This window comes from Undibacterium sp. MH2W (assembly GCF_049340215.1).
Taxonomy (GTDB): domain Bacteria; phylum Pseudomonadota; class Gammaproteobacteria; order Burkholderiales; family Burkholderiaceae_D; genus Undibacterium.
This window is the reverse complement of sequence record NZ_JBMPPA010000006.1, coordinates 23369-46923: the sequence shown is the minus strand read 5'-3', so window position 1 is coordinate 46923 and position 23555 is coordinate 23369. Positions and strand designations below refer to the sequence as shown.

General features: G+C 50.2%; 23 protein-coding genes. 11 read left to right on the top strand and 12 right to left on the bottom strand.

What is annotated here, in order from left to right; translation table 11 throughout:
• Positions 1-21: 21 nt before the first annotated feature.
• Entirely contained in the window at positions 22-1071 is a 1050-nt protein-coding gene (queA, locus tag ACO0K2_RS14970; RefSeq protein WP_423020216.1) for a tRNA preQ1(34) S-adenosylmethionine ribosyltransferase-isomerase QueA, read from the bottom strand.
• Between the two features lie 164 nt (positions 1072-1235).
• On the opposite strand from queA, the gene recG reads away from it, so the two are divergent.
• Both recG and ACO0K2_RS14960 read left to right on the top strand, forming a co-directional pair.
• Positions 1236-3380 (top strand): ATP-dependent DNA helicase RecG, encoded by a 2145-nt coding sequence (recG, locus tag ACO0K2_RS14965; RefSeq protein WP_423020214.1) that lies wholly within the window; start codon positions 1236-1238, stop codon positions 3378-3380.
• A gap of 191 nt (positions 3381-3571) precedes the next feature.
• Entirely contained in the window at positions 3572-4345 is a 774-nt protein-coding gene (locus tag ACO0K2_RS14960; RefSeq protein WP_423020212.1) for a substrate-binding periplasmic protein, read from the top strand.
• An 11-nt stretch (positions 4346-4356) separates the two neighbouring features.
• Here the strand turns inward: ACO0K2_RS14960 and ACO0K2_RS14955 are convergent, their stop codons facing one another.
• The 9 genes from ACO0K2_RS14955 to mpl form a co-directional block, all read right to left on the bottom strand.
• Positions 4357-4746, bottom strand: coding sequence for a VOC family protein (locus ACO0K2_RS14955; RefSeq protein WP_423020210.1), 390 nt, complete (start codon positions 4744-4746; stop codon positions 4357-4359).
• 92 nt (positions 4747-4838) lie between these two features.
• Positions 4839-5303 (bottom strand): hypothetical protein, encoded by a 465-nt coding sequence (locus ACO0K2_RS14950; protein ID WP_423020208.1) that lies wholly within the window; start codon positions 5301-5303, stop codon positions 4839-4841.
• The gene (mtgA, locus tag ACO0K2_RS14945; protein ID WP_423020206.1) at positions 5300-5995 is read right to left on the bottom strand and encodes a monofunctional biosynthetic peptidoglycan transglycosylase; all 696 of its coding nucleotides are present in this window, start codon (positions 5993-5995) and stop codon (positions 5300-5302) included. The genes ACO0K2_RS14950 and mtgA overlap by 4 nt, the downstream gene beginning before the upstream one ends.
• A 14-nt stretch (positions 5996-6009) precedes the next feature.
• Positions 6010-6861 (bottom strand): shikimate dehydrogenase, encoded by an 852-nt coding sequence (gene aroE, locus ACO0K2_RS14940; protein WP_423020493.1) that lies wholly within the window; start codon positions 6859-6861, stop codon positions 6010-6012.
• Between the two features lie 17 nt (positions 6862-6878).
• A complete protein-coding gene (locus ACO0K2_RS14935) occupies positions 6879-7772 on the bottom strand; it encodes a TonB C-terminal domain-containing protein (protein ID WP_423020204.1) in 894 nt (297 codons plus the stop codon).
• Between the two features lie 92 nt (positions 7773-7864).
• Positions 7865-9985 (bottom strand): ribonuclease catalytic domain-containing protein, encoded by a 2121-nt coding sequence (locus ACO0K2_RS14930; RefSeq protein WP_423020202.1) that lies wholly within the window; start codon positions 9983-9985, stop codon positions 7865-7867.
• 133 nt (positions 9986-10118) lie between these two features.
• A complete protein-coding gene (locus tag ACO0K2_RS14925) occupies positions 10119-10724 on the bottom strand; it encodes a chorismate--pyruvate lyase family protein (RefSeq protein ID WP_423020200.1) in 606 nt (201 codons plus the stop codon).
• The gene (locus tag ACO0K2_RS14920) at positions 10714-11295 is read right to left on the bottom strand and encodes a YqiA/YcfP family alpha/beta fold hydrolase (RefSeq protein WP_423020198.1); all 582 of its coding nucleotides are present in this window, start codon (positions 11293-11295) and stop codon (positions 10714-10716) included. The genes ACO0K2_RS14925 and ACO0K2_RS14920 overlap by 11 nt, the downstream gene beginning before the upstream one ends.
• The gene (mpl, locus tag ACO0K2_RS14915) at positions 11292-12686 is read right to left on the bottom strand and encodes a UDP-N-acetylmuramate:L-alanyl-gamma-D-glutamyl-meso-diaminopimelate ligase (RefSeq protein ID WP_423020196.1); all 1395 of its coding nucleotides are present in this window, start codon (positions 12684-12686) and stop codon (positions 11292-11294) included. The genes ACO0K2_RS14920 and mpl overlap by 4 nt, the downstream gene beginning before the upstream one ends.
• A 93-nt stretch (positions 12687-12779) precedes the next feature.
• On the opposite strand from mpl, the gene ACO0K2_RS14910 reads away from it, so the two are divergent.
• The 7 genes from ACO0K2_RS14910 to ACO0K2_RS14880 all read left to right on the top strand — a co-directional run bounded on the left by ACO0K2_RS14910 (position 12780) and on the right by ACO0K2_RS14880 (position 18914).
• The gene (locus ACO0K2_RS14910; protein ID WP_423020194.1) at positions 12780-13382 is read left to right on the top strand and encodes a hypothetical protein; all 603 of its coding nucleotides are present in this window, start codon (positions 12780-12782) and stop codon (positions 13380-13382) included.
• Between the two features lie 7 nt (positions 13383-13389).
• A complete protein-coding gene (locus ACO0K2_RS14905; RefSeq protein WP_423020192.1) occupies positions 13390-13932 on the top strand; it encodes a TlpA family protein disulfide reductase in 543 nt (180 codons plus the stop codon).
• Positions 13933-14004: 72 nt separating this feature from the next.
• A complete protein-coding gene (gene aroQ / locus ACO0K2_RS14900; RefSeq protein WP_423020190.1) occupies positions 14005-14442 on the top strand; it encodes a type II 3-dehydroquinate dehydratase in 438 nt (145 codons plus the stop codon).
• A 145-nt stretch (positions 14443-14587) separates the two neighbouring features.
• On the top strand, positions 14588-15046 hold the full coding sequence (gene accB / locus ACO0K2_RS14895; protein ID WP_423020188.1) for an acetyl-CoA carboxylase biotin carboxyl carrier protein: 459 nt from the start codon (positions 14588-14590) through the stop codon (positions 15044-15046).
• Between the two features lie 66 nt (positions 15047-15112).
• On the top strand, positions 15113-16480 hold the full coding sequence (gene accC / locus ACO0K2_RS14890; protein ID WP_423020186.1) for an acetyl-CoA carboxylase biotin carboxylase subunit: 1368 nt from the start codon (positions 15113-15115) through the stop codon (positions 16478-16480).
• Between the two features lie 177 nt (positions 16481-16657).
• A complete protein-coding gene (gene prmA, locus ACO0K2_RS14885; RefSeq protein WP_423020184.1) occupies positions 16658-17569 on the top strand; it encodes a 50S ribosomal protein L11 methyltransferase in 912 nt (303 codons plus the stop codon).
• Positions 17570-17573: 4 nt separating this feature from the next.
• Entirely contained in the window at positions 17574-18914 is a 1341-nt protein-coding gene (locus ACO0K2_RS14880; RefSeq protein WP_423020182.1) for a DUF3426 domain-containing protein, read from the top strand.
• 46 nt (positions 18915-18960) lie between these two features.
• On the opposite strand, the gene ACO0K2_RS14875 is transcribed toward ACO0K2_RS14880, so the two are convergent.
• Positions 18961-19875, bottom strand: coding sequence for a pseudouridine-5'-phosphate glycosidase (locus ACO0K2_RS14875; RefSeq protein ID WP_423020180.1), 915 nt, complete (start codon positions 19873-19875; stop codon positions 18961-18963).
• Positions 19860-20987 carry a carbohydrate kinase gene (locus ACO0K2_RS14870; protein ID WP_423020178.1) on the bottom strand — a complete coding sequence of 376 codons (1128 nt, stop codon included), beginning with the start codon at positions 20985-20987 and terminating at the stop codon, positions 19860-19862. Before ACO0K2_RS14870 ends, ACO0K2_RS14875 begins: the two co-directional genes overlap by 16 nt.
• 417 nt (positions 20988-21404) lie before the next feature.
• Here ACO0K2_RS14870 and rbsK point away from each other — a divergent pair, with 417 nt between their 5' ends.
• Positions 21405-22346, top strand: a complete 942-nt coding sequence (rbsK, locus tag ACO0K2_RS14865; RefSeq protein WP_423020176.1) for a ribokinase — start codon at positions 21405-21407, stop codon at positions 22344-22346.
• Between the two features lie 163 nt (positions 22347-22509).
• Positions 22510-23505 (top strand): BMP family lipoprotein, encoded by a 996-nt coding sequence (locus ACO0K2_RS14860; RefSeq protein ID WP_423020174.1) that lies wholly within the window; start codon positions 22510-22512, stop codon positions 23503-23505.
• The last annotated feature ends 50 nt before the right edge of the window (positions 23506-23555 follow it).

Below are 23555 nucleotides of genomic sequence, written 5' to 3'. Positions count from 1 at the left end.
GGACACGCTAAATGTGTCTTATTATTTCTCTGTCGTGCCAGAGGTGTTAGTCAGTAGCATCGCATCGCCATAACTAAAGAAGCGATACTGCTGGGCGATAGCGTGAGCATACGCTGCCTTGATGCTATCGTACCCTGCAAAGGCCGATACCAGCATCATCAATGTTGATTTTGGTAAGTGGAAATTCGTGATTAAGCGATCCACCGTTTTGAATACATACCCCGGCGTAATGAACAACTGCGTATCATCACTGCCCGCCTCTAATTGGCCCGTTTGAGAAGCCGACTCCAATGCACGCATACTCGTCGTTCCAACAGCAACAACCTTGCCCCCAGACGCCTTGGCAGCACGAATGACCTCGACGGTTTCGGTCGGCACGGTGTACCACTCACTATGCATGACGTGTTCTTTCAAATCTTCGACACGCACCGGCTGAAACGTTCCCGCACCCACGTGCAAGGTGACATAGGCAAGGTGCACACCCTTGGCTTGGCAACGCTGCAGCAAGTCTTGATCAAAGTGCAGACCAGCAGTGGGTGCTGCAACAGCGCCCGGAACGCGGTTGTAGACGGTTTGATATCGTTGCTCATCAAAGTCATCGGCATCATGCTCAATGTACGGAGGCAATGGCAGGCGTCCGTATTGCTCCAGAAGCGAAAAGATGTCAGCGGGGAAGAATAAGGTGAAAAACTCTCCTTGTCGCTCACCAACAACGACGTCAAAGGCATCCGCTAAACGAATTTTACTGCCTGGCAAGGGTGATTTCGATGCGCGCATCTGCACCAATACACTGCGGTTGTCATCCGTATTCGACAAAACACGCTCGACCAGCAACTGTACTTTGCCGCCCGTTTCTTTCACACCAAAAAAACGTGCCTTGAGAACCCGGGTATCATTAAATACCAGTACATCCCCTGCATTCAACTGGTCAAGGACATCAGAAAACCGGCGATCCACCAAATGGTCACCGTCGACGTGCAATAAGCGCGATGCAGTCCGATCCGGCAATGGAATTTGCGCGATCAACGACTCGGGCAAATCAAAATCAAAGTCACTAAGGGTATATTTCATGCTCGGAAAACCAAAAGAGTGAAAACAAAATGCTGCGCACTGTATAAAAAATCAGTAGAATAGTTTGCGACATGCTATTCTTTTGAGAATAAGGCCTCTGTTTTTAATCAAATGGCACTATTTTTCTCAACTACGCCAACAGCAAAACCTACCATTTTACACCCATGGCAGCGCAAGCCCCAAATCCAACCGCCGAACCATCAGAAATCGCCGTCATCTCTGACGACGCTAAAAGCAATGGACGGGCTGCCGCGAAGAAAACCAGTAAAAAGCCTGCTACCAGCAATGCCGTCAAAGCGAGCGACAAACTCGCCAAACTTGGATTGCGCAAGGACATGGACTTTGCCTTGCATTTACCGATGCGCTATGAGGATGAAACCAGCATTACAAGTATGCGAGAAGCGGCCCTTCGTGGTGGCAGCTCGGTACAAGTTGAGGGCGTGATTACCGAGGCCGACGTGCAGTACCGGCCCAGACGACAATTAGTCGTTACCCTGAGCGACGATACGGGTCAGATCGTGCTCCGGTTTCTGAATTTTTATGGCAGCCAGCTCAAACAGCTCGCGACCGGCATTCGTGTACGGGCACGTGGCGAATTAAAACACGGTTTTTTTGGTCCTGAAATGGTCCACCCTGGGTATAAGATCGTCAATGAAGGTGCACCGCTGCCGGTAGCATTGACCCCTGTCTACCCATCAGGAGAAGGCGTACCGCAAGCCCTATTACGGAAAGCCATCGCTAATGCGCTGAGCCGCATGCACTGGCGCGATACGCTCTCCCCTGCGCGGCTTGCCGCATTAGGGTTACCCGGTATCGAGGAAAGCGTTCGTATCCTCCACAATCCACCACCAGATATTGATCAGTACAGTCTGATTGAACATGAGCATCCAGCGTGGCAACGAGTCAAATTCGATGAGTTATTAGCACAACAACTCTCCCTCAAACGCGCACAACAGACGCGCCGCAGCAAAGGCGCGAGCGCATTGCCCCTCGTTGGAGAGCTCAGCAATGCGTTTCTGCTCACACTGCCATTTTCGCTGACAGGTGCCCAAGAAAAAGTGCTGGCCGAAATTCGTCACGACTTGCGCGCTAGCTATCCGATGCAACGCTTACTGCAAGGCGACGTAGGAAGTGGAAAAACAATCGTCGCGGCCTTGGCTGCTGCCCAAGCGATTGACAATGGCTTTCAAGCAGCGCTGATGGCACCGACTGAGATTTTAGCGGAACAACATTTTCGCAAAATCGCCGCATGGCTTGAGCCGCTCGGCGTCAAGACAGCGTGGCTCACTGGTAGCCTTAAGAAAAAAGAAAAAGAGGCCGCCAATGCCTTGATTACTTCAGGCGAAGCACAGTTAGTGATCGGCACCCACGCATTGATCCAAGATACAGTGCATTTCAAAAAACTGGGCTTAGTCATCGTCGATGAGCAGCACCGTTTCGGTGTCGGCCAACGGCTTAACCTCGCTAATAAAGCCGAACAAGGCAAAGTACCGCATCAATTAATGATGTCAGCAACACCGATTCCTCGTACCCTGGCAATGACCTATTTTGCCGACTTGGAAGTCTCCGTCATCGACGAATTACCACCCGGTCGTACGCCTATCGTTACCCGCGTCATCGATCAAAATCGTCGCGACGAGGTGATTGCCCGTGTCCATGCCGCCGCACAAGAAGGCAAACAGGTGTACTGGGTTTGCCCACTCATCGAAGAATCAGAAACCCTCCAATTACAAACCGCCACGGACACCCACGCTATGTTAGCGGAAGCGCTGCCAGGGATCCAGGTTGGGCTGGTCCATGGTCGTTTAAAGCCTGCTGAAAAGCAGCAAGTGATGGACGATTTTATTCACCAGCGCAGTCAGGTATTGGTGGCGACGACCGTCATTGAAGTTGGGGTTGATGTTCCCAATGCTAGCCTGATGGTGATCGAACACGCTGAACGTTTCGGACTATCACAGTTGCACCAGTTGCGTGGACGGGTTGGTCGCGGTGCTGCCGCGAGCGTATGTCTATTGTTGTACCAAGGACCGCTCGGGGGTACCGCTAAACAACGCTTGGCGACCATGCGTGAAAGTAACGACGGCTTTGAAATCGCCCGTAAAGATCTCGAACTCCGCGGCCCAGGTGAATTTCTTGGTGCACGGCAGTCAGGCGAGGCCATGTTGCGCTTCGCGAATTTAGAAACAGACCAATGGCTTGTCGAGAAGGCGCGCAATCTGGCTGACGATTTATTGAAAAACGATCCTGTGACCGTTGCGGCACACTTAGAACGTTGGTTAGGGAATCGGGAAGAATTCTTACGCGTATAGCGCCCCCTCCCGTCACAAGTTGCCCATCGACAATCATTGCCTCAGACGTATTTTCCCATCTCAGCATAAAATCGTGATCGCGCTGAATTATTTTCAAATATCAGCATATACTCGATAGTCATTACATCATTAGCAATTCCTTATACCAACTCTTTCTGTCATTAGTGCTGCTCATTGCGGAGGCAACGTCCATGGTACGACTGTGTATTTTTTTACTGTTCTCCTTGGTCTCATTTCTGGCGCATGCGGAAGATCCCCCTTTAAAATTTTGCTATGTCGATCATTCGATGTCGCCATGGGTCATCGGCACGAACCAAGGGCTAGTAATTTCTGCCATTCGTAAGGCAGAAAAAGAACTCCATCAGACATTTGAGTTGGTGCGACTGCCTTGGAAACGGTGTCTGAATGAAGTGAAAGAAGGAAGAATACAAGCAGCAATTGGGGCGAGTTATTTAAAAGAACGTGCCAGTTGGGGGAGTTATCCAACAACGGCACAAGGTCGTCTGAACAAAGATCTCCGGCTATTTAACGCCAGTTTTTATCTTTATAAACGCGTTGGTAGCGAGGTTCGCTGGCACGATCAGCAACTGATGAACTTAGAGCAGCAGCATATTGGCATTCAGTTAGGATACAGCGTAGGCAGAGAACTCGAAAAACACGGCTATCCCATCACCTATCTTCCTGCTAGTGATGATCTCGTCAATGCGTTTCGATCAGGTGAACTTGATTTCATCGTGCTCGAAAGCTCAGAGGCCAAAAGAATCATCAGTACTGCCCCGTCCCTCAAAAACACGATCATCCGAGATGATGAGCCGATCATGGTTGCGGAGCAATTTTTATTATTCAATACGAACTATTATCTCGCGCATCAAGCGCAGGTCAATACGATTTGGGAGACCTTGGCCCGTATCAGAAAAAGCCGCGCCTATCAGGTGGAAGCCGCAAACGCGCTAAAATTCGAATAACGCGCGCTTGATCAAGAAAAATTGAGTTCGATGCCGTTACCAAGCGGATCGAAAAAGAAAATTTGCCGCTGGGCTGGTAATGCCTCAGAGGCTGGGACGCCTGCCAAACGATAGGGTATCGCCGCCGCCTGCAGTTGCTGCAACATGGCATCATGGTCGATACATTGAAAGGCCACATGATCGAAACTCGTCCTAAGGGCATGCTGCCGCTGCTCCCCACCCTTGACTTCAGATAAATGCAACACCGCTTCTGATCCCGCATAGAGCCAATAACCAACGCTATCAAATGCTGGACGTGGACCAACGCGCAAGCCTACAAACTGACAGTAGAAGTCCTTTAAGACCTCCATTTGGCGTCGATCAGAGCGTAAATTGTAATGGCTCAAGGCAGTTGCTGGCATTGCTTTATCCTCTTTCAGTAATCATTGTAGGCAATGATTGATCAGTCGTTCATGCGACCATGAGTACGACTGTTAGTGTGACCGTTGCAGGCCTAATGACCGCTTTTGTCGATGATTTTATCGATCATTTTACGACGCACGTCGGTATCCGGGTCGCTAGAGCCAGACTCCTCTGCTTGCGCTGGTTTCGGATGAACGAAGCCCTGTGTATCATGGAGCTTCATGAGTTTAGTTGTCGGATTCTGATCAGTGCATTCGGTATTCGAAATCACTGTTTTCCCATCGATCAAGCAGCGACGAACGCCTGTCTGTACTGTAACAGGCGGCGGCCCTTCCTCATTCGCGAGACCCGGCGCATGGAGATCACCCATGTTCGTCGCTTTTTTCAATTCATTACCAATGACTTTACCTGAACTCTGCCACCGCGACAGCGTTTCCTGAAAGGGTAAATGACCGTAGCGGATGGTATATAACGTCGCCATCCCCGCCGCCGCGACACACATTGAAAGAATCGATACCCAGACGAGATTAATACCGCGTTGTCGTTTGATATTCATGGTAATTCTGCGCTATTCATCCGTTTTAAAATGAGCTCTGTCCGACGCTGTAGATAACTTGATCCTTGGTTTTTATCAAAGTAGCGTGGCTTCGGCAGCATCACCGCCAAACGCGCCGCCTGCGCGGGTCCAAGCGATGCGGCATTGATACCATAGTAGTGGTGGGCCGCTGCTTCGGCACCAAAAACGCCGACGCCCCACTCAACAGAATTGAGGTAAATCTCCAAGATACGCTCTTTGCTCATACAAAATTCGAGCATATAGGTAATGATCAGTTCCTGGCCTTTACGCAGATAGCTGCGTTCACCAGATAAAAATAAGTTTTTCGCTAACTGCTGCGTGATCGTAGAACCGCCGGAAACCACTTTTCCTTTTTTTTGATTCTTTTCGTAGGCTTTTTGAAGTGCTTCCCAATCGACACCTTCGTGGTCAACAAAACTGTCATCTTCTGAGGCAATGACTGCCCGCTTTAGATTATTGGAAATTCGGTTGTACGGGACCCATTGATGCTGCAACTTGGCGTTCGGGTCTTTTTCTTGTAAGACGCTTAGTTGATGGCGCATAAAGCTAGTCGATGAAGGATTGAAATTAATCCACCAAGCAATCTGTACAAAAAAGTACACCTGCAACAACACAATCAGCATCAGCGGAACGCCGACCAACCAAAACAATAAACGACGAAAGATTTTCATATTTCCCAATGATCTCAGAGAAGCGATACGGCTTGTAATTCTTCGCGCAACGACCGTAATACCTCTTCGGTGTCTGGGCGAACGCCCCGCCACAGATAGAAGGCTTCTGCCGCTTGCTCTACGAGCATACCTAAGCCGTCACGACACGTTGCACCAGAGGCCTGCGCCAAGCGCAAAAAGGCGGTCGGCGTTGCCGCGTACATCATGTCATACGCCATTGTTGACGAGGTCATGATCCCTGTTGGCAAAGGTGGCACATCATCATGCAGACTGGCCGACGTCGCATTGATGATCACATCAAACGGCCCCGACAACGCTGTAAACGTCGCGACTTTAACCACGCTGTGTGGCGAAAATTGTTGGGCGATTTGTTGTAGTTCTTGGGCTTTAGACAGTGTCCGGTTTGCAATCCACAGACTAGCAGGCTCTTGTTCAAGCAAGGGCAACATCGCACCTCGCGCGGCACCACCTGCGCCGAGAAGCAAAACCCGTTTTCCGCGTAGCGTCACACCCGCATTGTGGATGATATCAGCGACCAGTCCCAAACCATCGGTGTTATCACCAAAGACATGATCTGCTTCAAACTTGAGGGTATTCACGGCCCCCGCAGCGGCGGCACGTTCCGATAAACGATTCCCTGCTTGCGTCGCCAAAGCGAAGGCGTCTAGTTTGAAAGGGACCGTCACGTTGGCACCCTTGCCACCGGACTGTCGGAACGCATCCACGGTCTGCACGAAGCCATCCAGCGGCGCTAGCAAACGCTCGTAACGTAAATGCTGTCCCGTTTGCTTTGCGAATGCAGTATGAATCGAAGGTGATTTACTGTGTACGATCGGGTTACCGATGACCACATACGGATCCTGCATGTTCAAGGACTCGGTCGTCAATTTTTACCTCCGCGCAATTCAGTCTCTAATTGTTCATCGCGGGTAAATTTAAAACGAGTGATGACCACCCATAAATCATCTTTGTCCGTCGAACGCATATTCTGTGGAAATTTTCCAAAGGGGGCTGCATGTCGGATGATCCGTAATGCAGCTTTATCGAGGGCTTTGCTGCCGGACGATTTTTCAATACGTGGACCGCCGTCTTTTTCATAAATCGTACCATCCTGAAAAATCGGGATGTACACAATCAGCTCACCATATAATTTTTTGCCTTCTTTTTGCGGAAAATGCACCGTTCCAAAATCTTCGATTTTTTTCTGCATTTCCTTGTAATACATCGCATAGCCGACCTTTTGGGTACTTGGCGTAATGAATGTTTTACGTGGTCGTTTGTTTTGGTCTTCAATGGTCTGTGCAATTTCCGCTGCCATCCGAGCCAGAGCCTTGGTGGTATCTAGATCATCCGTTCCCTTCGTCGGGGCACGGCTATCATCGAGGCGACGTTTCTCTTGTTGCGGTAACCGAAAATTTTCCTGACGCTTTGCCTGATCTAATAACTCTTTTTGCTGCTGCTCTAATGCTTCGATGCGTTTAGTCGCTTCGCGGATATTGTCACCATCCTCGCTTTTTTGCATGTCAGGTAAGGGCGATTTGCTCCGCCCGCTATCGCTAGCGCCACCACCATCAAGATCCGCCTGCGCGAGCGCCTCTGCTTTCAACGGTTTTTTATCGTGCTTTGCATTCACCAAAATGACTTCAAGGCCAGGATCAGCAGCCTTTGTTTCATTGGTGTCAGGCGCAACAAAATGTACCAGCAACAATGCCGCATGCACCATCACCGAAATGGTGATGGCAATGGTCAGTATCAAATTATCGAAAATAGATTTCAATGGCGTATTTTCCGTCTCATATGCTGACTTGGTACCAGCCTGACAAAAGCAGAACTGATGGCCTGTGGGTTAATGACGATGTTGCGTCTGTTCTAGGATGGGCTATTTTCTTGTGTTGTCCCTGTTTCGTCCAGCAAAACACCGCCAGTATCGCTGCTGATCGTGGTATCGACGTCACCTGACGACTCACCAGACGCGGCACCGACATCGGATTCTCCCTCCGCGGCGTCGTTGTCAGCAACAACATCGTCACCGCCCTCGATCAACTCCTCTTCATCCTCTTCCTCGAGCTCTGTCACTGTATTCAACACTTCGAGAATCCGTGCCTCGACAGTCAAATCAACCTCATCCCAACGCAGGATGTCGAGTTTCACCTGCGCACCGCGGGCGGTTTGTGGCATGCCTGGCAAACGAATCACCAGCGGAATATCGACCAAACGCAAGATTTCATCTTTTAAGACAACAGCGTCCACCTGACGCGCCTCTTCTTGCTGTAACCACCGCAAACACCAGTAACGTTCCATCGTTGTTTGGAAATCAGCATAAGCGGAATACGCTGCGTCAAAGCCAGAAACGATCGCAAATAAATCCGCATCTTTGGGTTTAAAGGTGGCGACGAACGGCGCTGTGATGCCGTGTTGAACACAAGCGATGATCTGCCATTGATTAACCAAATCTGTGTACCGACGCAGTGGCGACGTGCTCCATGCGTATTGATCAACACCTAGCCCCTGATGCGGTGCCGCGTGGGTCAGCATCCGTACTTGCATACGTCCCGCCCAGCCGCCTTGACCACGGCCACCCGCCACACCTTGCGCACGGTAAATCCCCGGAATACCATGGTCTGCCATCAATTTGCCCCAGGTACTATTGGCAAAAATCATCAGCTCTGCCACCATTTTATCCAGCGGTGCGCCACGCTTACGACGAACGATACGAACCACGTCGTCTTCAACATAAAAATTAAAATCAACGCGATTAGTTTGTTCTGGCTTCATACCAAAACTTTCGCGCTTCGCCATACGGCCTTTTTCTAACTCCAACGCCCATTTCCAGATGTGGGCAATCTCGGCTTTGTGGGGATAATCACCCGTACCGTTCGCCAGATTTTCTTCTGTGACCAAGGCATCTAAATCATTGTGGCGTAAATTCGATACCATCGGGACTGCTTCGACCTTGGTCTCGGTAGCGACGACCGTCCAGTCTTCTGTATTGATCGTGGCGTATAACGATACCGCCGGACGCGTTTGCCCTGCGCCCAAGGTGTAGGTATTCACCAACTCATCAGGCAACATCGTGATTTTATCGCCGGGCATATAGACGGTGGACATCCGCGCACGCGCGATGTGATCGATCGCATCGCCTCGCGCAATACCCAATGCTGGTGCTGCGATATGAATACCAACGCGTATCTGACCATTTTCTAATTCAACGACAGAGAACGCATCGTCAATCTCGGTTGTGGTGACGTCATCGATCGAAAACGCCTGCACGTCCGCCACGGGCAAATCCGTCGGTAGTGCGGGTACCTCAATCGAGGGAAAACCAACCCCTTTCGGGAAATTTTCAAAATGGAATTTGGCTAAATGCAGCTCTTTCGGACTCGGAATACCACCGACGGCCAGCATGAGTCGCTGTGCAGACGTTTGTAAAGCATCACATGCTTCTGCAAGGGCTTTGTATTCAATGCTATTTTTATCGGGTTTGAATAAGAGCTGTAACGCCAGCGACTTCATGGCGTCTGGAAGGCGTTGCTGCTTCAATTCTTCGACATAGCCTGCTTGAATCAGCAATTGCTGCTTCTTCTTTTCAATGCCTGCAAGTGCTGCCTTTAGAGAAGCCTCCGGAGCGGCTTTGTATCGGCCACGACCTTTTTTATAAAAATAAACGGGCGCCGTGTGCAACGCAAAAATCAATCCTGCCGCTTCAGTCGCTTGCGGTGCGTGACCAAAATATTCGGCGCCTAATTCAGCAAAACCAAACTCGTCTTGACCGGCTACTTCCCACAAGAACTCCAGATCAATGTCAGCAGCGGCAGCTTTCGCTTGCTCGATCAGGGTCACGGGATCGGGCGATGTGAATTGCAGCAGCACGTCTTTTGCTTTGACCTTCGTACGCTTGCCACTGGCTAATTCAACTTGATAGGCTTCACCTGCCTGCGACAACACGCTGCCTGCCTTGAAATCACCGGACTCTTCAAAAAATAAATTCATTCAATACTTCTTTATAAACATCGATGTGTGCTGTGTCTACCATGGCTCATCGACAACTTGCTGTATTTCAGGGAGCCCTTGAGCCTCCCCACCTTGATATGTCTGTTATGTCTCAGCTTGCTGAGGACCTGCCCTACTTTTTTCTTGGCGTCAGTGTTAAACGCGTGACGCCAGGCAAGAATACTTCTGTCACCAATAAACAAGCGCCTTTTCGCCAGAATAAGGATCGCCTTGCAGGCAAACTCGTCACATTGATCTCTGGCACCGCCCGTTTAATTCTTTGCATCAATGGATGGCATGTATGCAAACGCGCATAAAACAGCACACCCCGTTCCACCAATGGGTCGTTAAATAAGGTACTTCCCAGTGACCGCTCTCCGAGTGCATGAAATAGCGGCCATTGATTCGCAGTTGCACTCAGTGGCACGACAGTATGCCCATAAATCATTGGCACACCATCGCATTTCAGCAACACCTCGCGCTGGTGCACTTTGGTAGGTCGCGCCAACCCGATCGCTGCATATTCATCGTGTAAGCATTGCGCCTGATGTTGCGATAACCGATGCACACGAAATTGATCGCACCGTGCCACCAATCTGGCGGTCAGTGAGTCTCGATTGCACAGCCAGTCCTGCATCACTCGGTCGCTATCGACCGTGTTGACGTGGTCGACCCAATTGGCCACCGTAAGGCGGCGTGGCGGACTCAGCTTAGAGAGCACATACGGATCACGCATCATGCACGCCCGCATCGCAAAACGCCATCACAACATCAAACATCTCAGCAAACTCAGCAAGACCATGATCGCTTCCTTCGATAATGTGCTGCTGCGCACCTTGATAGAAGGCAACCATTTCACGCCAATCCAATACTTCATCCCCAGTCGCCGCCAATAAAAAGTAGCGCTCAGGTTGCGTAATAGCAGGTATAGCCAGCGCACGAAGCTCGTCGACATATTCCACTTTAAATTCAAATACCTCATCGCTGTGGTAATACGTCGTGACGCCAACGTAACTTTCCAACTCACGTGGTGGCTTGACTGCTGGATTGACCAAGAATGCCTTGCAGCCATATTTTTCTGCCAACCACGTCGCGTAAAAGCCTCCCAACGAAGAGCCGACCACCGTTACCTCTGCTGGGTCAACTCCGGCCAATATGACTTCTGCTTGCGCAATAGCGATCGCTGGCGAAGGAGACAATGCGGGACAAAAAAACTCGGCACTTCGACCGCAACGCGCCATGTAGTCTTGCATTGCCTTCGCTTTAAACGAATGCGGCGACGAGCGAAAGCCGTGCAAATATAAAATCATACAGCGCTCGCCTTAGCGCGATGAGCGGCATTCAACGCGGTCAATAACTGCTGATGTACACCGCCAAAACCACCGTTACTCATGACCAATACATAATCACCCGGCTGTGCAGCGGCAACAATTGCCGCCACCAACGTCGGTATTTCATGAAAACTATGGGCCTTCGATCCTAACGGAGACAACGCTTCCGCGAGATCCCAACCGAGGGCGTCTTTTCCGGTGAGTGCACCAAAACCAAAGACCACATCCGCTTCGCTGAGGCTTGCCGCGAGTGCCTGCTTCATCGTCCCGAGCTTCATTGTATTGGAACGCGGCTCCAGCACAGCAAGAATCCGTGCGGACCCCACTTTGCGACGCAACCCTGCCACGGTCGTCGTAATGGCAGTCGGATGATGTGCAAAATCATCAATGACGGTCACACCATTCTCTACGCCGCGCACCTCCATGCGGCGTTTAACATTCACAAACTCGGCTAAGGCGGCAATCGCCATCGCGGGGGTCACGCCAACATGACGTGCCGCAGCAATCGCTGCCAGCGCGTTCTGACGGTTGTGTTCACCATTTAATTGCCAGCGAACGGTGCCTTGTAATTCATCGTTGAAATAAACATCAAAGTCTTCCCCTTCGCCTAAAACAAGACGCCATGCCTGTTCGGCACCAAAGAATTCTTTCTCACTCCAACATCCGCGCGCAACGACGCGGGCAAGCGACGCATCCTGACCATTCACAATCAAGCGACCAACGCCGGGTACGGTGCGTACTAAATGGTGGAACTGTGTCTCAATTGCTGTCACATCCGGAAAAATATCGGCATGGTCGTATTCAAGATTGTTCAGGATCGCGGTTTTGGCGTGGTAATGCACAAACTTACTGCGTTTATCAAAGAAAGCCGTATCGTACTCATCGGCCTCGATGACAAAAAAATCAGAGTCCTGTTGACCATGCAAGCGCGCAGAAATACCAAAATTCAATGGAACACCGCCAATCAAGAAGCCCGGTGCATAACCCGCATGCTCAAGAATCCACGTCAACATCGCAGATGTGGTGGTCTTCCCATGCGTTCCCGCGACGGCAAGTACCCACTTATCCCGCAAAATATGCTCACCCATCCACTGTGGACCCGACACGTAAGGCAAGCCACGGTTAAGAATTTCTTCCATCAAAGGGTTTCCGCGTGAAACGACGTTACCAATGACATACAGATCGGGCGCTAAGCTCACCTGATCCGCACCAAAGCCTTGAATTAACTGAATGCCTTGCGCCTCGAGCTGCGTGCTCATTGGTGGATAAACGTTGGCGTCACAGCCTGTGACTTTGTGTCCGGCTTCCTTTGCCAAAACAGCAAGTCCACCCATAAACGTGCCGCAGATACCTAAGATATGAATATGCATAATTTCAATTATTTTCAGAATCCCATAATTCTACCTGAGAGCAGCGTGGTTTCCCTATGCACGAAGGGGTAGATCTTGAGTTATGATGCCAGCATGATGATCCATACTCCCACTGAAGCAGAAGCATTGCGCGCTGAAATCGCCGCCCTTGCCGCCCGCATGATTGCGGAAGACGGTGCCGATTACGCCACAGCCAAGCGAAAAGCAGCCAAACAATTACTTGGCAATCAAAAAATCAAAGGTGACGTACTACCTGATAATGAAGAGATCGAACAATCGGTCAGGGAATACAACGAATTATTTTTCGGTGACACCCAACCGCTTCGACTGCTGCAATTAAGACAACTTGCAGTCAGGTTGATGACCGAGTTTGAACGCTTCAATCCCTATCTTGTGGGATCAGTGCTCAACGGTACGGCCGGCCCTCATTCTGATATCTACCTACATTTATATACCGACAACAATAAAGACGTTGCTATATTTTTGTTGAACAAAGATATCCAATTTGAGGTCTCAGAGACCTACGGCAAGCGCAACGAAAGTATCGAAACCCTGAGTTTTATGGTCGAGAATGAAGGCGTTCATTTGGTGTTGCATAGCCATGACGATATCCGTAACGGCAGCGGCAAACATATAGAACGTGCTAATCTTGCAACGGTACAAGCGCTAATCAACGCAGAACTTTCAGAGAATTGAGTTACATATGGACAAAAAATTTCTTCCCATCGCGGCCATTATTGCTGCTTGCGGTCTTGGTCTAGGCATTTTTGCTGGCAATCTGAGCGCCAGCACCGATACGCCTCAAGACAAAACCGTCGCACAACTCTTCGCAAAAACATTGCCTGATAGCACTGGAAAGCCACAAGCGTTAAGTCAATGGCAACATCATTTCTTGGTCGTTAACTTCTGGGCAACGTGGTGCGGCCCTTGTGTTCAAGAAATGCCAGAATTGTCTGCACTCCAAAAAGAGCTCCAAAGTAAATCTGTGCAAATTATTGGCTTGGGCATTGATAGTCCAAGTAACATTGCAGAATTTACAAAGAAATACAATATTAGCTATCCCATTTACGTCGCTGGCATGGATGGTAGCGAGTTGACAAGACAATTAGGAAATCAAGCTGGCGGATTACCTTTTACTGTATTGATTAATGCCGATGGAAAAGTTGTCAAAAACTATCTTGGACGACTAAAAATGGACCAACTGCGCGCTGACATCGCCAAATTTTCTGCGGAAAAATCAAAGTAACTCTTTTTTTTCTTGCCAATCTGTAGTCATTAGCGGCAAAATGCGCCCATCTTCGTCAAATTGAATCCGACTATGGCAAGCAAACTGCTGCTACTGAATGGCCCCAATCTGAATTTACTTGGCACCCGCGAGCCTGCCACCTATGGCTACACGACGCTCGCGGACGTCGAAGCCGCCGCACAAGCACAGGCGCAAGCCGCTGGCGCGCAACTTGCCGTTTTTCAGAGTAACCATGAAGGCGCATTGATTGACCGCATTCATGCTGCGCGCCAAGAAAACGTCGATGCGATCGTCATTAATCCCGGTGGATTAACACACACCAGCGTCGCATTGCGTGATGCCTTAGCAGGCGTTGCCATCCCCTTCATTGAAGTGCACATCTCCAACGTCCATCAACGCGAAGCATTTCGGCACCATTCTTTCCTATCAGCAATAGCTAAAGCAGTCATCTGCGGTTGCGGCACCGACGGTTATCGCTTGGCAATTGATTTTTCTCTAAAAAATATCTAATTTCTTTTAACTTCGCTCATTTACCGTACATTTTCATTTATTTTAATGTACAATCCGCAGTCCGGCAGCATTGCAAGAACGGATAAATCGTTCTATATTGCGCCCTTCAGATAATTCAGAACTACTTTTTTTAAGGGGATTACACATGGATTTAAGAAAACTCAAGACCCTGATTGACCTTGTTGCAGAATCGGATATCGCCGAACTCGAAGTCACAGAAGGCGAAGGTAAAGTCCGCATCGTTAAATCTTCCGCATTACCCCAGAACCAAGTGGTGATGATGCAGCAGCAGCCACAACAAGCGCAGCAACCGATGGCCGCCGCACCAGCATCAGCGCCAGTAGCAGCACCAGTTGCAGCAGCACCAGAAGGTCAGATCGTCAAATCCCCAATGGTCGGCACTTTCTATCGCTCATCCTCCCCTGGCTCCGCACCGTTTGTCGATATTGGCAAACAAATCAACAAAGGCGACACTCTTTGCATCATCGAAGCAATGAAATTGCTCAACGAAATCGAAAGCGATTTCGACGGCGTGATCAAACAAATTCTGGTCGAAAATGGTCAGCCTGTTGAATACGGCCAACCTCTGTTCGTCATTGGCTAATCCAGGCTAATGTGTCACCCGTCGTGACACGCGAAGCTGCAACCATTGCCACAGCAAAGTTAAATCATGTTTGAAAAAATTCTTATCGCCAACCGTGGTGAAATCGCGCTCCGTATTCAGCGCGCCTGCCGCGAGATGGGCATCAAAACCGTTGTCGTGCATTCCGAAGCCGACCGCGAAGCGAAATATGTCAAGCTGGCCGATGAATCCGTTTGTATCGGTCCTGCACCCTCGAATCTGAGTTACCTCAGCATGCCCGCGATTATCAGCGCTGCTGAAGTGACTGATGCACAAGCAATTCACCCTGGTTACGGGTTCCTGTCGGAAAACGCCGACTTCGCTGAACGCGTAGAGCAATCCGGTTTCGTTTTCATCGGACCACGTGCAGAATCGATTCGTCTGATGGGCGACAAGGTATCAGCAAAACACGCCATGATCGAAGCAGGCGTTCCTTGCGTACCTGGTTCCGAAGGCGCTTTGCCTGATGATCCAAAAGTGATCGTACAAACCGCTCGTAAAGTGGGCTATCCAGTCATCATCAAAGCAGCCGGTGGTGGCGGTGGACGCGGTATGCGCGTTGTTCACACAGAAGCTGCACTGCTCAACGCAGTGACCATGACAAAAGCCGAAGCTGGCGCTGCATTTGGTAATCCTGAAGTCTATATGGAAAAATTCCTGGAAAATCCACGTCACGTGGAAATCCAGGTACTCGCCGACCAACACGGCAATGCCATCTGGCTGGGCGAACGTGACTGCTCGATGCAACGTCGCCATCAAAAAGTGATCGAAGAAGCACCAGCACCAGGCATTCCACGCAAACTGATCGAAAAAGTCGGCGACCGTTGTGCTGCTGCTTGCCGCAAAATCGGCTACCGTGGTGCAGGTACATTTGAATTCTTGTACGAAAACGGCGAATTCTATTTCATCGAAATGAATACGCGTGTTCAGGTGGAACATCCGGTGACAGAAATGATTACTGGCGTGGACATTGTTCAAGAACAAATTCGTATTGCCTTTAACGAAAAATTGCGCTTTAAGCAAAGCGATATTTCGATTAAAGGTCACTCGATTGAATGCCGTATCAATGCGGAAGATCCATTCAAATTTACGCCATCACCAGGTCGTATTACTTCTTGGCACACGCCAGGCGGTCCTGGTATTCGTGTTGACTCGCATGCGTATGCTGGTTACTTCGTTCCACCAAACTATGACTCCATGATTGGTAAAGTCATCTCTTACGGCGAAACACGCGAACAAGCAATTCGCCGTATGCAAATTGCCTTATCGGAAATGGTCGTAGAAGGTATTCAAACGAATATCCCGCTGCACAGAGAACTGATGATTGATGCACGCTTTATTGAAGGCGGCACCAACATTCACTATCTGGAACACAAATTGGCAGACATGCCAGATTTGTCGAAGAAAAATAAGTAAAGCTTAAAACCTCGTCACACAGAGGTACAAAAGGGCACAGAAGGATTAGAATAGAGTGAACGCTTTATATCAAATCCGGATGTTGCCCTTTAGTGTTTTCTCTGTAGCACTGTTTTGAGTGCTTGGTTTTAATTTAGTCGTCACCTAAAGATCCTGTAGGAATAGAAAGTAATCAATATGGCTTGGATAGAAATCGTCATCGAAGTAGCACGCGCACACGCAGAACCCTTATCAGACGCCCTCATGGATGCAGGCGCTCTGTCTGTTTCGGTGGAAGATGCGGATGAAGGCACTGCTGACGAAAAGCCATTGTTTGGTGAACCAGGTATGGAACCCGATGAAGCCGCTTGGGATCGTAGCCGTGTGGTTGCCTTGGCCGATACCGACAGTGATCACGCTACCATCGTCGCCGATGCAGCCGCTGCAATCCATCTGCCAGAATCTCCTCGTTATACGACCCGCAAAGTCGAAGAGCAAGATTGGGTTCGTTTGACGCAATCCCAATTTGCGCCCATCCACATCGGTAAGAATATCTGGGTTGTGCCAAGCTGGCATGATGCTCCTGACGCCAATGGTCTGATTCTCGAATTAGATCCTGGCCTCGCATTTGGCACTGGCAGCCACCCCACTACGCGCTTGTGCATGGAATGGTTAGAAGAACACGCCCCCAAAAATCTGAGCGTCCTCGATTATGGCTGCGGCTCTGGCATTTTAGCGATGGTGGCAAAGAAGTTAGGTGCCGCCAAGGTCATCGGTGTGGATATCGATCCACAAGCGATCGAATCAGCACAATACAACGCTGAACGTAATACCTGTGAGATTGAGTATGCTTTACCAGAAGCCTTCGGTGAAGCACATCCAGCCTCCGAAAAATTTGACGTCGTGGTTGCGAACATTTTGTCGAGCCCTCTGAAATTAATGGCTCCGATGCTTGCTGGTCGTGTTGCTGCTGGTGGCTCATTGATTTTGTCCGGTGTGCTGGCACGACAGGCAGAAGAAGTTGCGGCAGCCTACGCACCTTTCATTCAACTGAGCGTTTGGGCAGAACATGAAGGTTGGGTTGCCCTTTCCGGTCAATTAGCAGGATAAAGCCATGGCACTTGCCACCCGCTGCCCCCATTGCCAGACAACATTCAGAGTCGCTAACGACCAACTGAAGTTACATGCTGGTCTTGTGCGTTGTGGCTCGTGCCAGCAAGCTTTCAATGGGGTCGAGCATCTCATCCCGCTCGACGGTAGCAAGATGATTACCCCAGCGACCTCATCAATATCAGGCGCACGACGACCAATCCCTGCTCAAGAAGAAAAATCAGAGGCGCTTGCCGACGCCACCGTCGATTCGTCTTCTGATACGATGCAGACTGAGAGTGCGGTCCCTCAAGAGACCATTTCAGAAGACATATTTTCGATTATCCCGACGGATGATCACCCTGATCCCGCCTCTTGGCAGAATAATGATCTGCCAAGCAATGTAGCAGAAGAGCAAGCGCCGCCAGTCACTGACGCGCCAGTAGCATTAGCAGAAGCAGAATCATTACCAGACTCTGCCGCCTCACTCGACTTTTTACTTGGCGATGAAGAGATTGCCCCTGCATTGGATGGTGCCACCCCGGATGCTGCACTGGCGGCTGCCGTCGAACTAGAGACAAAGGCAGCGACACTAGCGCCCGCTGACGATGCTTGGTCCGTCAGCGATTCCCCTGACAATCTGAACGGTCTGGCCGATGTTCCACTGCCATCCGGTCCCGAGTCAGAAGGAGATCATCGCACGTCCGGCGACGGACTTGATGAAGCACGTGAACCCTACATCAGCGAAGAGGAATCTCCGCTCGCTCAGCAAGCGGCCCTCGCGGAAGACTCAGTGAGCGATCCCACGACAGACGCTAGCGGTGAAGCGACAGGTGAGCCAAAACCTGATTTCGTCTTGAAAGCGGAACGCGAACAGAAACGGGGTCGCCTGATTCGGATCGCGATGGTCGTAGCGATTCTGTTGTTGCTGCCATTATTATTGCTCCAAGCGACCTACCTGTTCCGTGTGCAAATTGCCGCTAATTTCCCGGAAAGCAAAGCGAGTCTGATCCAGGCCTGTGGGGTTATTCATTGCCAAGTTGATCTTCCCGCGCAGATCGAGCGTATCAGCGTCGAGTCGAATGAGCTGGAATCACTCCCGCCTGATAACAAAGCATTTTCGCTTGCGATGCAATTGCAAAATAACAGCAGCACCTTACAAGCGTGGCCTTATGTTGAGCTGGTCTTGAATGATGAAAAAGAGAGAGCCGTCTTGCAAAAAGCCTTCAAACCATCAGAATATTTGGTGGATCCAGCCGTCATCAGCAAAGGCTTTGCAGCGAAAAGTCAGCAAAATATTAAACTCTATTTTGAGTTACCGAAGACAAAAGCGTCTGGCTACCACGTCAGTATCTTTTACCCCTGATGGCGAGCCCTCGCCCACCATCGTTTTTTGAGTTAAGTGCCTACGCTCAATGCTTTTTATGCAATGCCAACGCCAACTCGGCACCCACGATCGCGTTATTTTTGACTAATGCAATATTGGTGGCGAGGCTCTGCCCCCCAGTCAACTCTTTAATACGACTCAAGAGGAAAGGAGTAATCGCCTTGCCTTGAATGCCTTGCGCATCCGCCTCTGCCAAGGCTTGTAACGTGATCTGATCAATATATTCTTTTGGCATTGCATCCGATTCTGGAACAGGATTAGCAATGACAATACCGCCGCTCAAACCCAGTTCCCATTTTGCATGTACGAACTCAGCCTGCGCTTCTGCTGTATCTAATTGGAAATCAGCACGGAAGCCACTATCACGTGTAAAAAATGCTGGAAACGCCGATTGACCAACGCTCACGACAGGTACGCCATAGGTTTCGAGATACTCGAGTGTGAGGCCGATATCGAGGATTGATTTCGCCCCTGCACAGACGACCGCGACTGAAGTGCGCGCCAACTCTTGCAGATCGGCTGAAATATCAAAGCTGGTCTCAGCACCACGATGAACACCGCCAATCCCGCCCGTCACAAAGACTTGAATACCCGCCAACTGCGCACAAATCATCGTCGCAGCCACTGTCGTGGCTCCCAGTTTTTTGGTGGTCAGCACATAAGGTAAATCACGACGGCTGACCTTCAATGCATCCCCAGACTGACCGAGCAATTCGAGCTCTGCATCAGATAAACCAATATGAATCTTGCCATTCATCACGGCGATCGTGGCTGGCACAGCCCCTCTATCGCGGATCAGTTGTTCGACTTCTCGGGCGGTTTGCACATTCTGTGGATAAGGCATGCCATGAGAAATAATGGTCGATTCCAGGGCGACGACGGGCTTTCCTGATAACGTGGCTGCGCGAACTTCTTCTGAATAAATTAAGTGGGAATGCATTGAGGTTCCTCGTCAAATAAGGTTGGGTGCAAATGTTGGGCAACCGTTGCTGTTGTTTGAATGGTGATCGATGCCAGTTGCTGCCCACGACGGCAGGCGCGCATCAAATCAAAGGGTTGTTCGCTCAGCGACCAGCAGACACCGGCGACAAATGCGTCACCCGCCCCGGTGACGTCAACAACGGCAGATGCGTCGACTGGCGCGGCCTCAGCGTAAATCCAAGCGTCACCTTGGTTCCGATGACTCACCAGGACACCCTGATCTCCCAGCGTGATCATGACGTCTTGTGCCCCCTGCGCTTGTAATTGGCGTCCAGCGGTCACCATTTCGTCGTGATGGGTCAAGGTTTTGCCATAACGTTGTGACAACTCTGCTTGGTTCAGAATCAATAAACGCAACCCCGTTAAATCCTCAGGCAAGCGCGCCATTTTGGGTTGCGACACTGCGACCACAATCAGCGGTGTTCGCCCGCGTTTGGCTTCGTCGAGCAATAATTGCATGCTATCAAGTGGCAGATTCATATCGGCGACGGTCATGGATGCATGTGCCCATTGTTGCTGGCGCGAGCGCAAAAAGGCCGGCGTCAAATGTTCACAAAGTTCCATATGTGCCAGCGCGAGTACGAGTTCACCCGCATCGTCGAGTAAGGCGGTGTAACTACCACTGAGTGCACCAGGAACATGCAAGCTCGCATCCGCATCAATCCCCACCGAGGCGGCATGGGTCAATAAACTTTGTCCCGCCGCGTCATCGCCGACGGCACAAATGAGCCGTGTCGCGGCACCTAAACGACTCAGATTTTCAGCGATATTACGCGCCACGCCGCCGTAGCTTTCGTGTTGACTGACAGGATTGGACGTACCCATCTGTAAAGGGGCGAGGCTGCGCAATTTGCGATCAATGTTGGCACCCCCGATACAGACAATGGGACTGCGGTCTGGCAGCACGTAAGCACGACCAAGGATGCGACCGTCTTTCGTTAAGCTAGAGAGATAACCGGCGACCGCAGAGCGCGACAATTGTAGTTGGTCCGCCAACTCCTGCTGCGAAATATACGGATTCGCCCTGACGAGTTCGAATAGTTGGTCTTTTTTGGAAAGTACTTTAGTCATACTTTAAATGGATCATGGGAAGGCGAAGAGGTCAAAATGACGCGCAAAAAGACACCTCAAACGATCAAAAATTAAACAATTGTTTATTACAATAAACAATTGTCTTATCTTTGTCAACGCAGGCTTCTTTTTACCTCAAGCAAGGGGCGCAAGGTAACGCGCTTTTTGAGCATTCGGAGCATTTGACAGCGTCGCTCATCAGCCCCACAATCGCATCTGCAATCGACAATGTCATCGAGATCAAAATCATAAAAATGACCGCTTGTCATGTCGCAAAGACGCTCCGCAAGTCTTTAAATTGCACAAAATTTCACCAAAAACAGAGAATGCGCTTGACTGGCTGATGAGCGCATAGTTAAATACGAAATCGATTGCGCAAACGATTGCGCATCCACTTTTTATCGAGAAAATAGCATCATGAAGCCACGGATAACGGTAGTCGGCAGCGTCAATATGGATTTGGTCTTTCGCACCCCGCGCATGCCTGCGCTCGGCGAAACACTACATGGGCATGAGTTCCGTCAGATTCCTGGCGGCAAGGGTGCCAACCAAGCCGTCGCAGCCGCGCGTCAGGGTGCCGAAGTCAGTTTTATTGGTGCCGTTGGTAATGATGGCTTTGGCCAATTCTCACAGCAGTGCCTCTCTGCTGAAGGAATCGATATCAATCACCTCTCCACTGTCAACGGCGTCGCGACGGGTGTCGCAGGTATTTTGGTGGAAGATGGTGGGGATAACAGTATTGTTCTCGCTGCTGGTGCTAACGCCTGCTTAACGCCCGCGCACATTGATGCGGCCCGCGCGACGATCGGCGCTGCGAAACTCTTGGTATGCCAGCTTGAAACACCGTTAGCGACAGTAGAACATGCGATCAGTGTCGCGCAGGCACAAGGCGTGAAAGTCATCCTCAATCCTGCGCCAGCACAAGCATTAAGCCAAGCGCTGTTAGCGCAAGTTGATGTACTGATCCTGAACGAAACCGAAGCCACCCTTCTGAGTGGTATCACGGTCAAAGACACAGCGACTGCAGAACAAGCGTCTCTCGCGATGACTGCAATGGGCGTCAATACCGTCATCCTCACGATGGGTGGCCATGGCGCGCTCATCACGGAGAAAAGCGGTTCACAATTCATTCCTGCGATCAAAGTCGATGTCGTGGACACCACCGCAGCAGGTGATACATTTGTTGGCGCGTTTGCCGTCGGAATTGCAAACGGTCTCAGCGTTTTAGAGGCGAGTGTCGAAGCGCAATACACGGCAGCACTGACAGTAACGAAACTCGGCGCGCAGACGTCTATTCCGCAGCGTCAGGACGTTATTCAGTTTATGACCGCACGCCAAGCAGCATGCCAAGCGGCATAATGCGGCAAACAGAATAAGAAACATCAGTATTTGATAAAATTTGGCTACCATGACAAAGCAATCGCGATGGGCATGGTAGGCTAGTGATAGCGCCACTTGTCTGATTCCAGACTGGTCTCGACCTAAGCACTATCACACTACGACATCTAAAAAGGAAGCTTTTATGAAACTCAAGCAAATTTGCCTGTCTCTGGCTGGTCTGTTAGCGGCAAGCAGTGTCTATGCAGCAGATCCTAAAGTCGCGGTCATCTACGATGCAGGCGGTAAGTTTGATAAATCTTTCAATCAATCTGCATCGGAAGGTGCAGAACGCTTCAAAAAAGAAACCAAGATCAATGTGATTGAAGTGCAGGTCGCCAGCGATACACAGGCTGAACAAATGCTGCGGAATCTGGCGCGTAAAAATGTCGATCTGATCGCGGCGATTGGCTTTGCCCAAGCACAAGCTGTACAGAATATCGCTAAAGAATTCCCAAAAACGAAATTCGTGATTATTGACGGTATCGCAAAGGGCGATAACGTCAACTCTGTCTTGTTTAAAGAACAGGAAGGCTCCTACTTAGTCGGTGTTGCTGCCGCTTTATCAAGCAAATCGAAAAAGCTGGGCTTTATCGGCGGTATGGACATTCCATTGATCCGTAATTTCTCTTGCGGTTACGCCCAAGGTGCAAAAGCCACGGATGCCAAAGTTGATCTGGTACAGAACATGGTGGGCACAACGACTGCGGCATGGAATGATCCTGCAAAAGGTGGCGAACTCGCCCGTGCCCAAATTGAGCGTGGCGTCGACGTGATCTTCGCTGCAGCCGGTGGTAGCGGTATGGGTGCATTGCAAGCCATTAAAGAAAAAGGCAAATTGGGTATCGGCGTAGACTCTAACCAAAACTACATCCACCCAGGCAACATGCTCACCTCCATGGTAAAACGCGTTGATCAAGTGATTTACGACAGCTTCATGGAAGTCAAAAACGGTACCTGGAAAGGCGGCGTGACTTACAAAGGTCTGAAAGAAGGCGGCGTGGATTGGGCGTTAGACAAAGACAACCGTAGCGTCGTCAGCGCAGAAGTCGAAAAACGCGTGAATGCAGCAAAACAGGACATCATCAACGGCAAAGTAAAAGTGGTTGATTTCCGCGATGCGAACAAGTGTCCGGTCTGATTCAGATCTGGTCAACGGGGCGCTGAATCATAGCGCCCCGCAATTTTTTT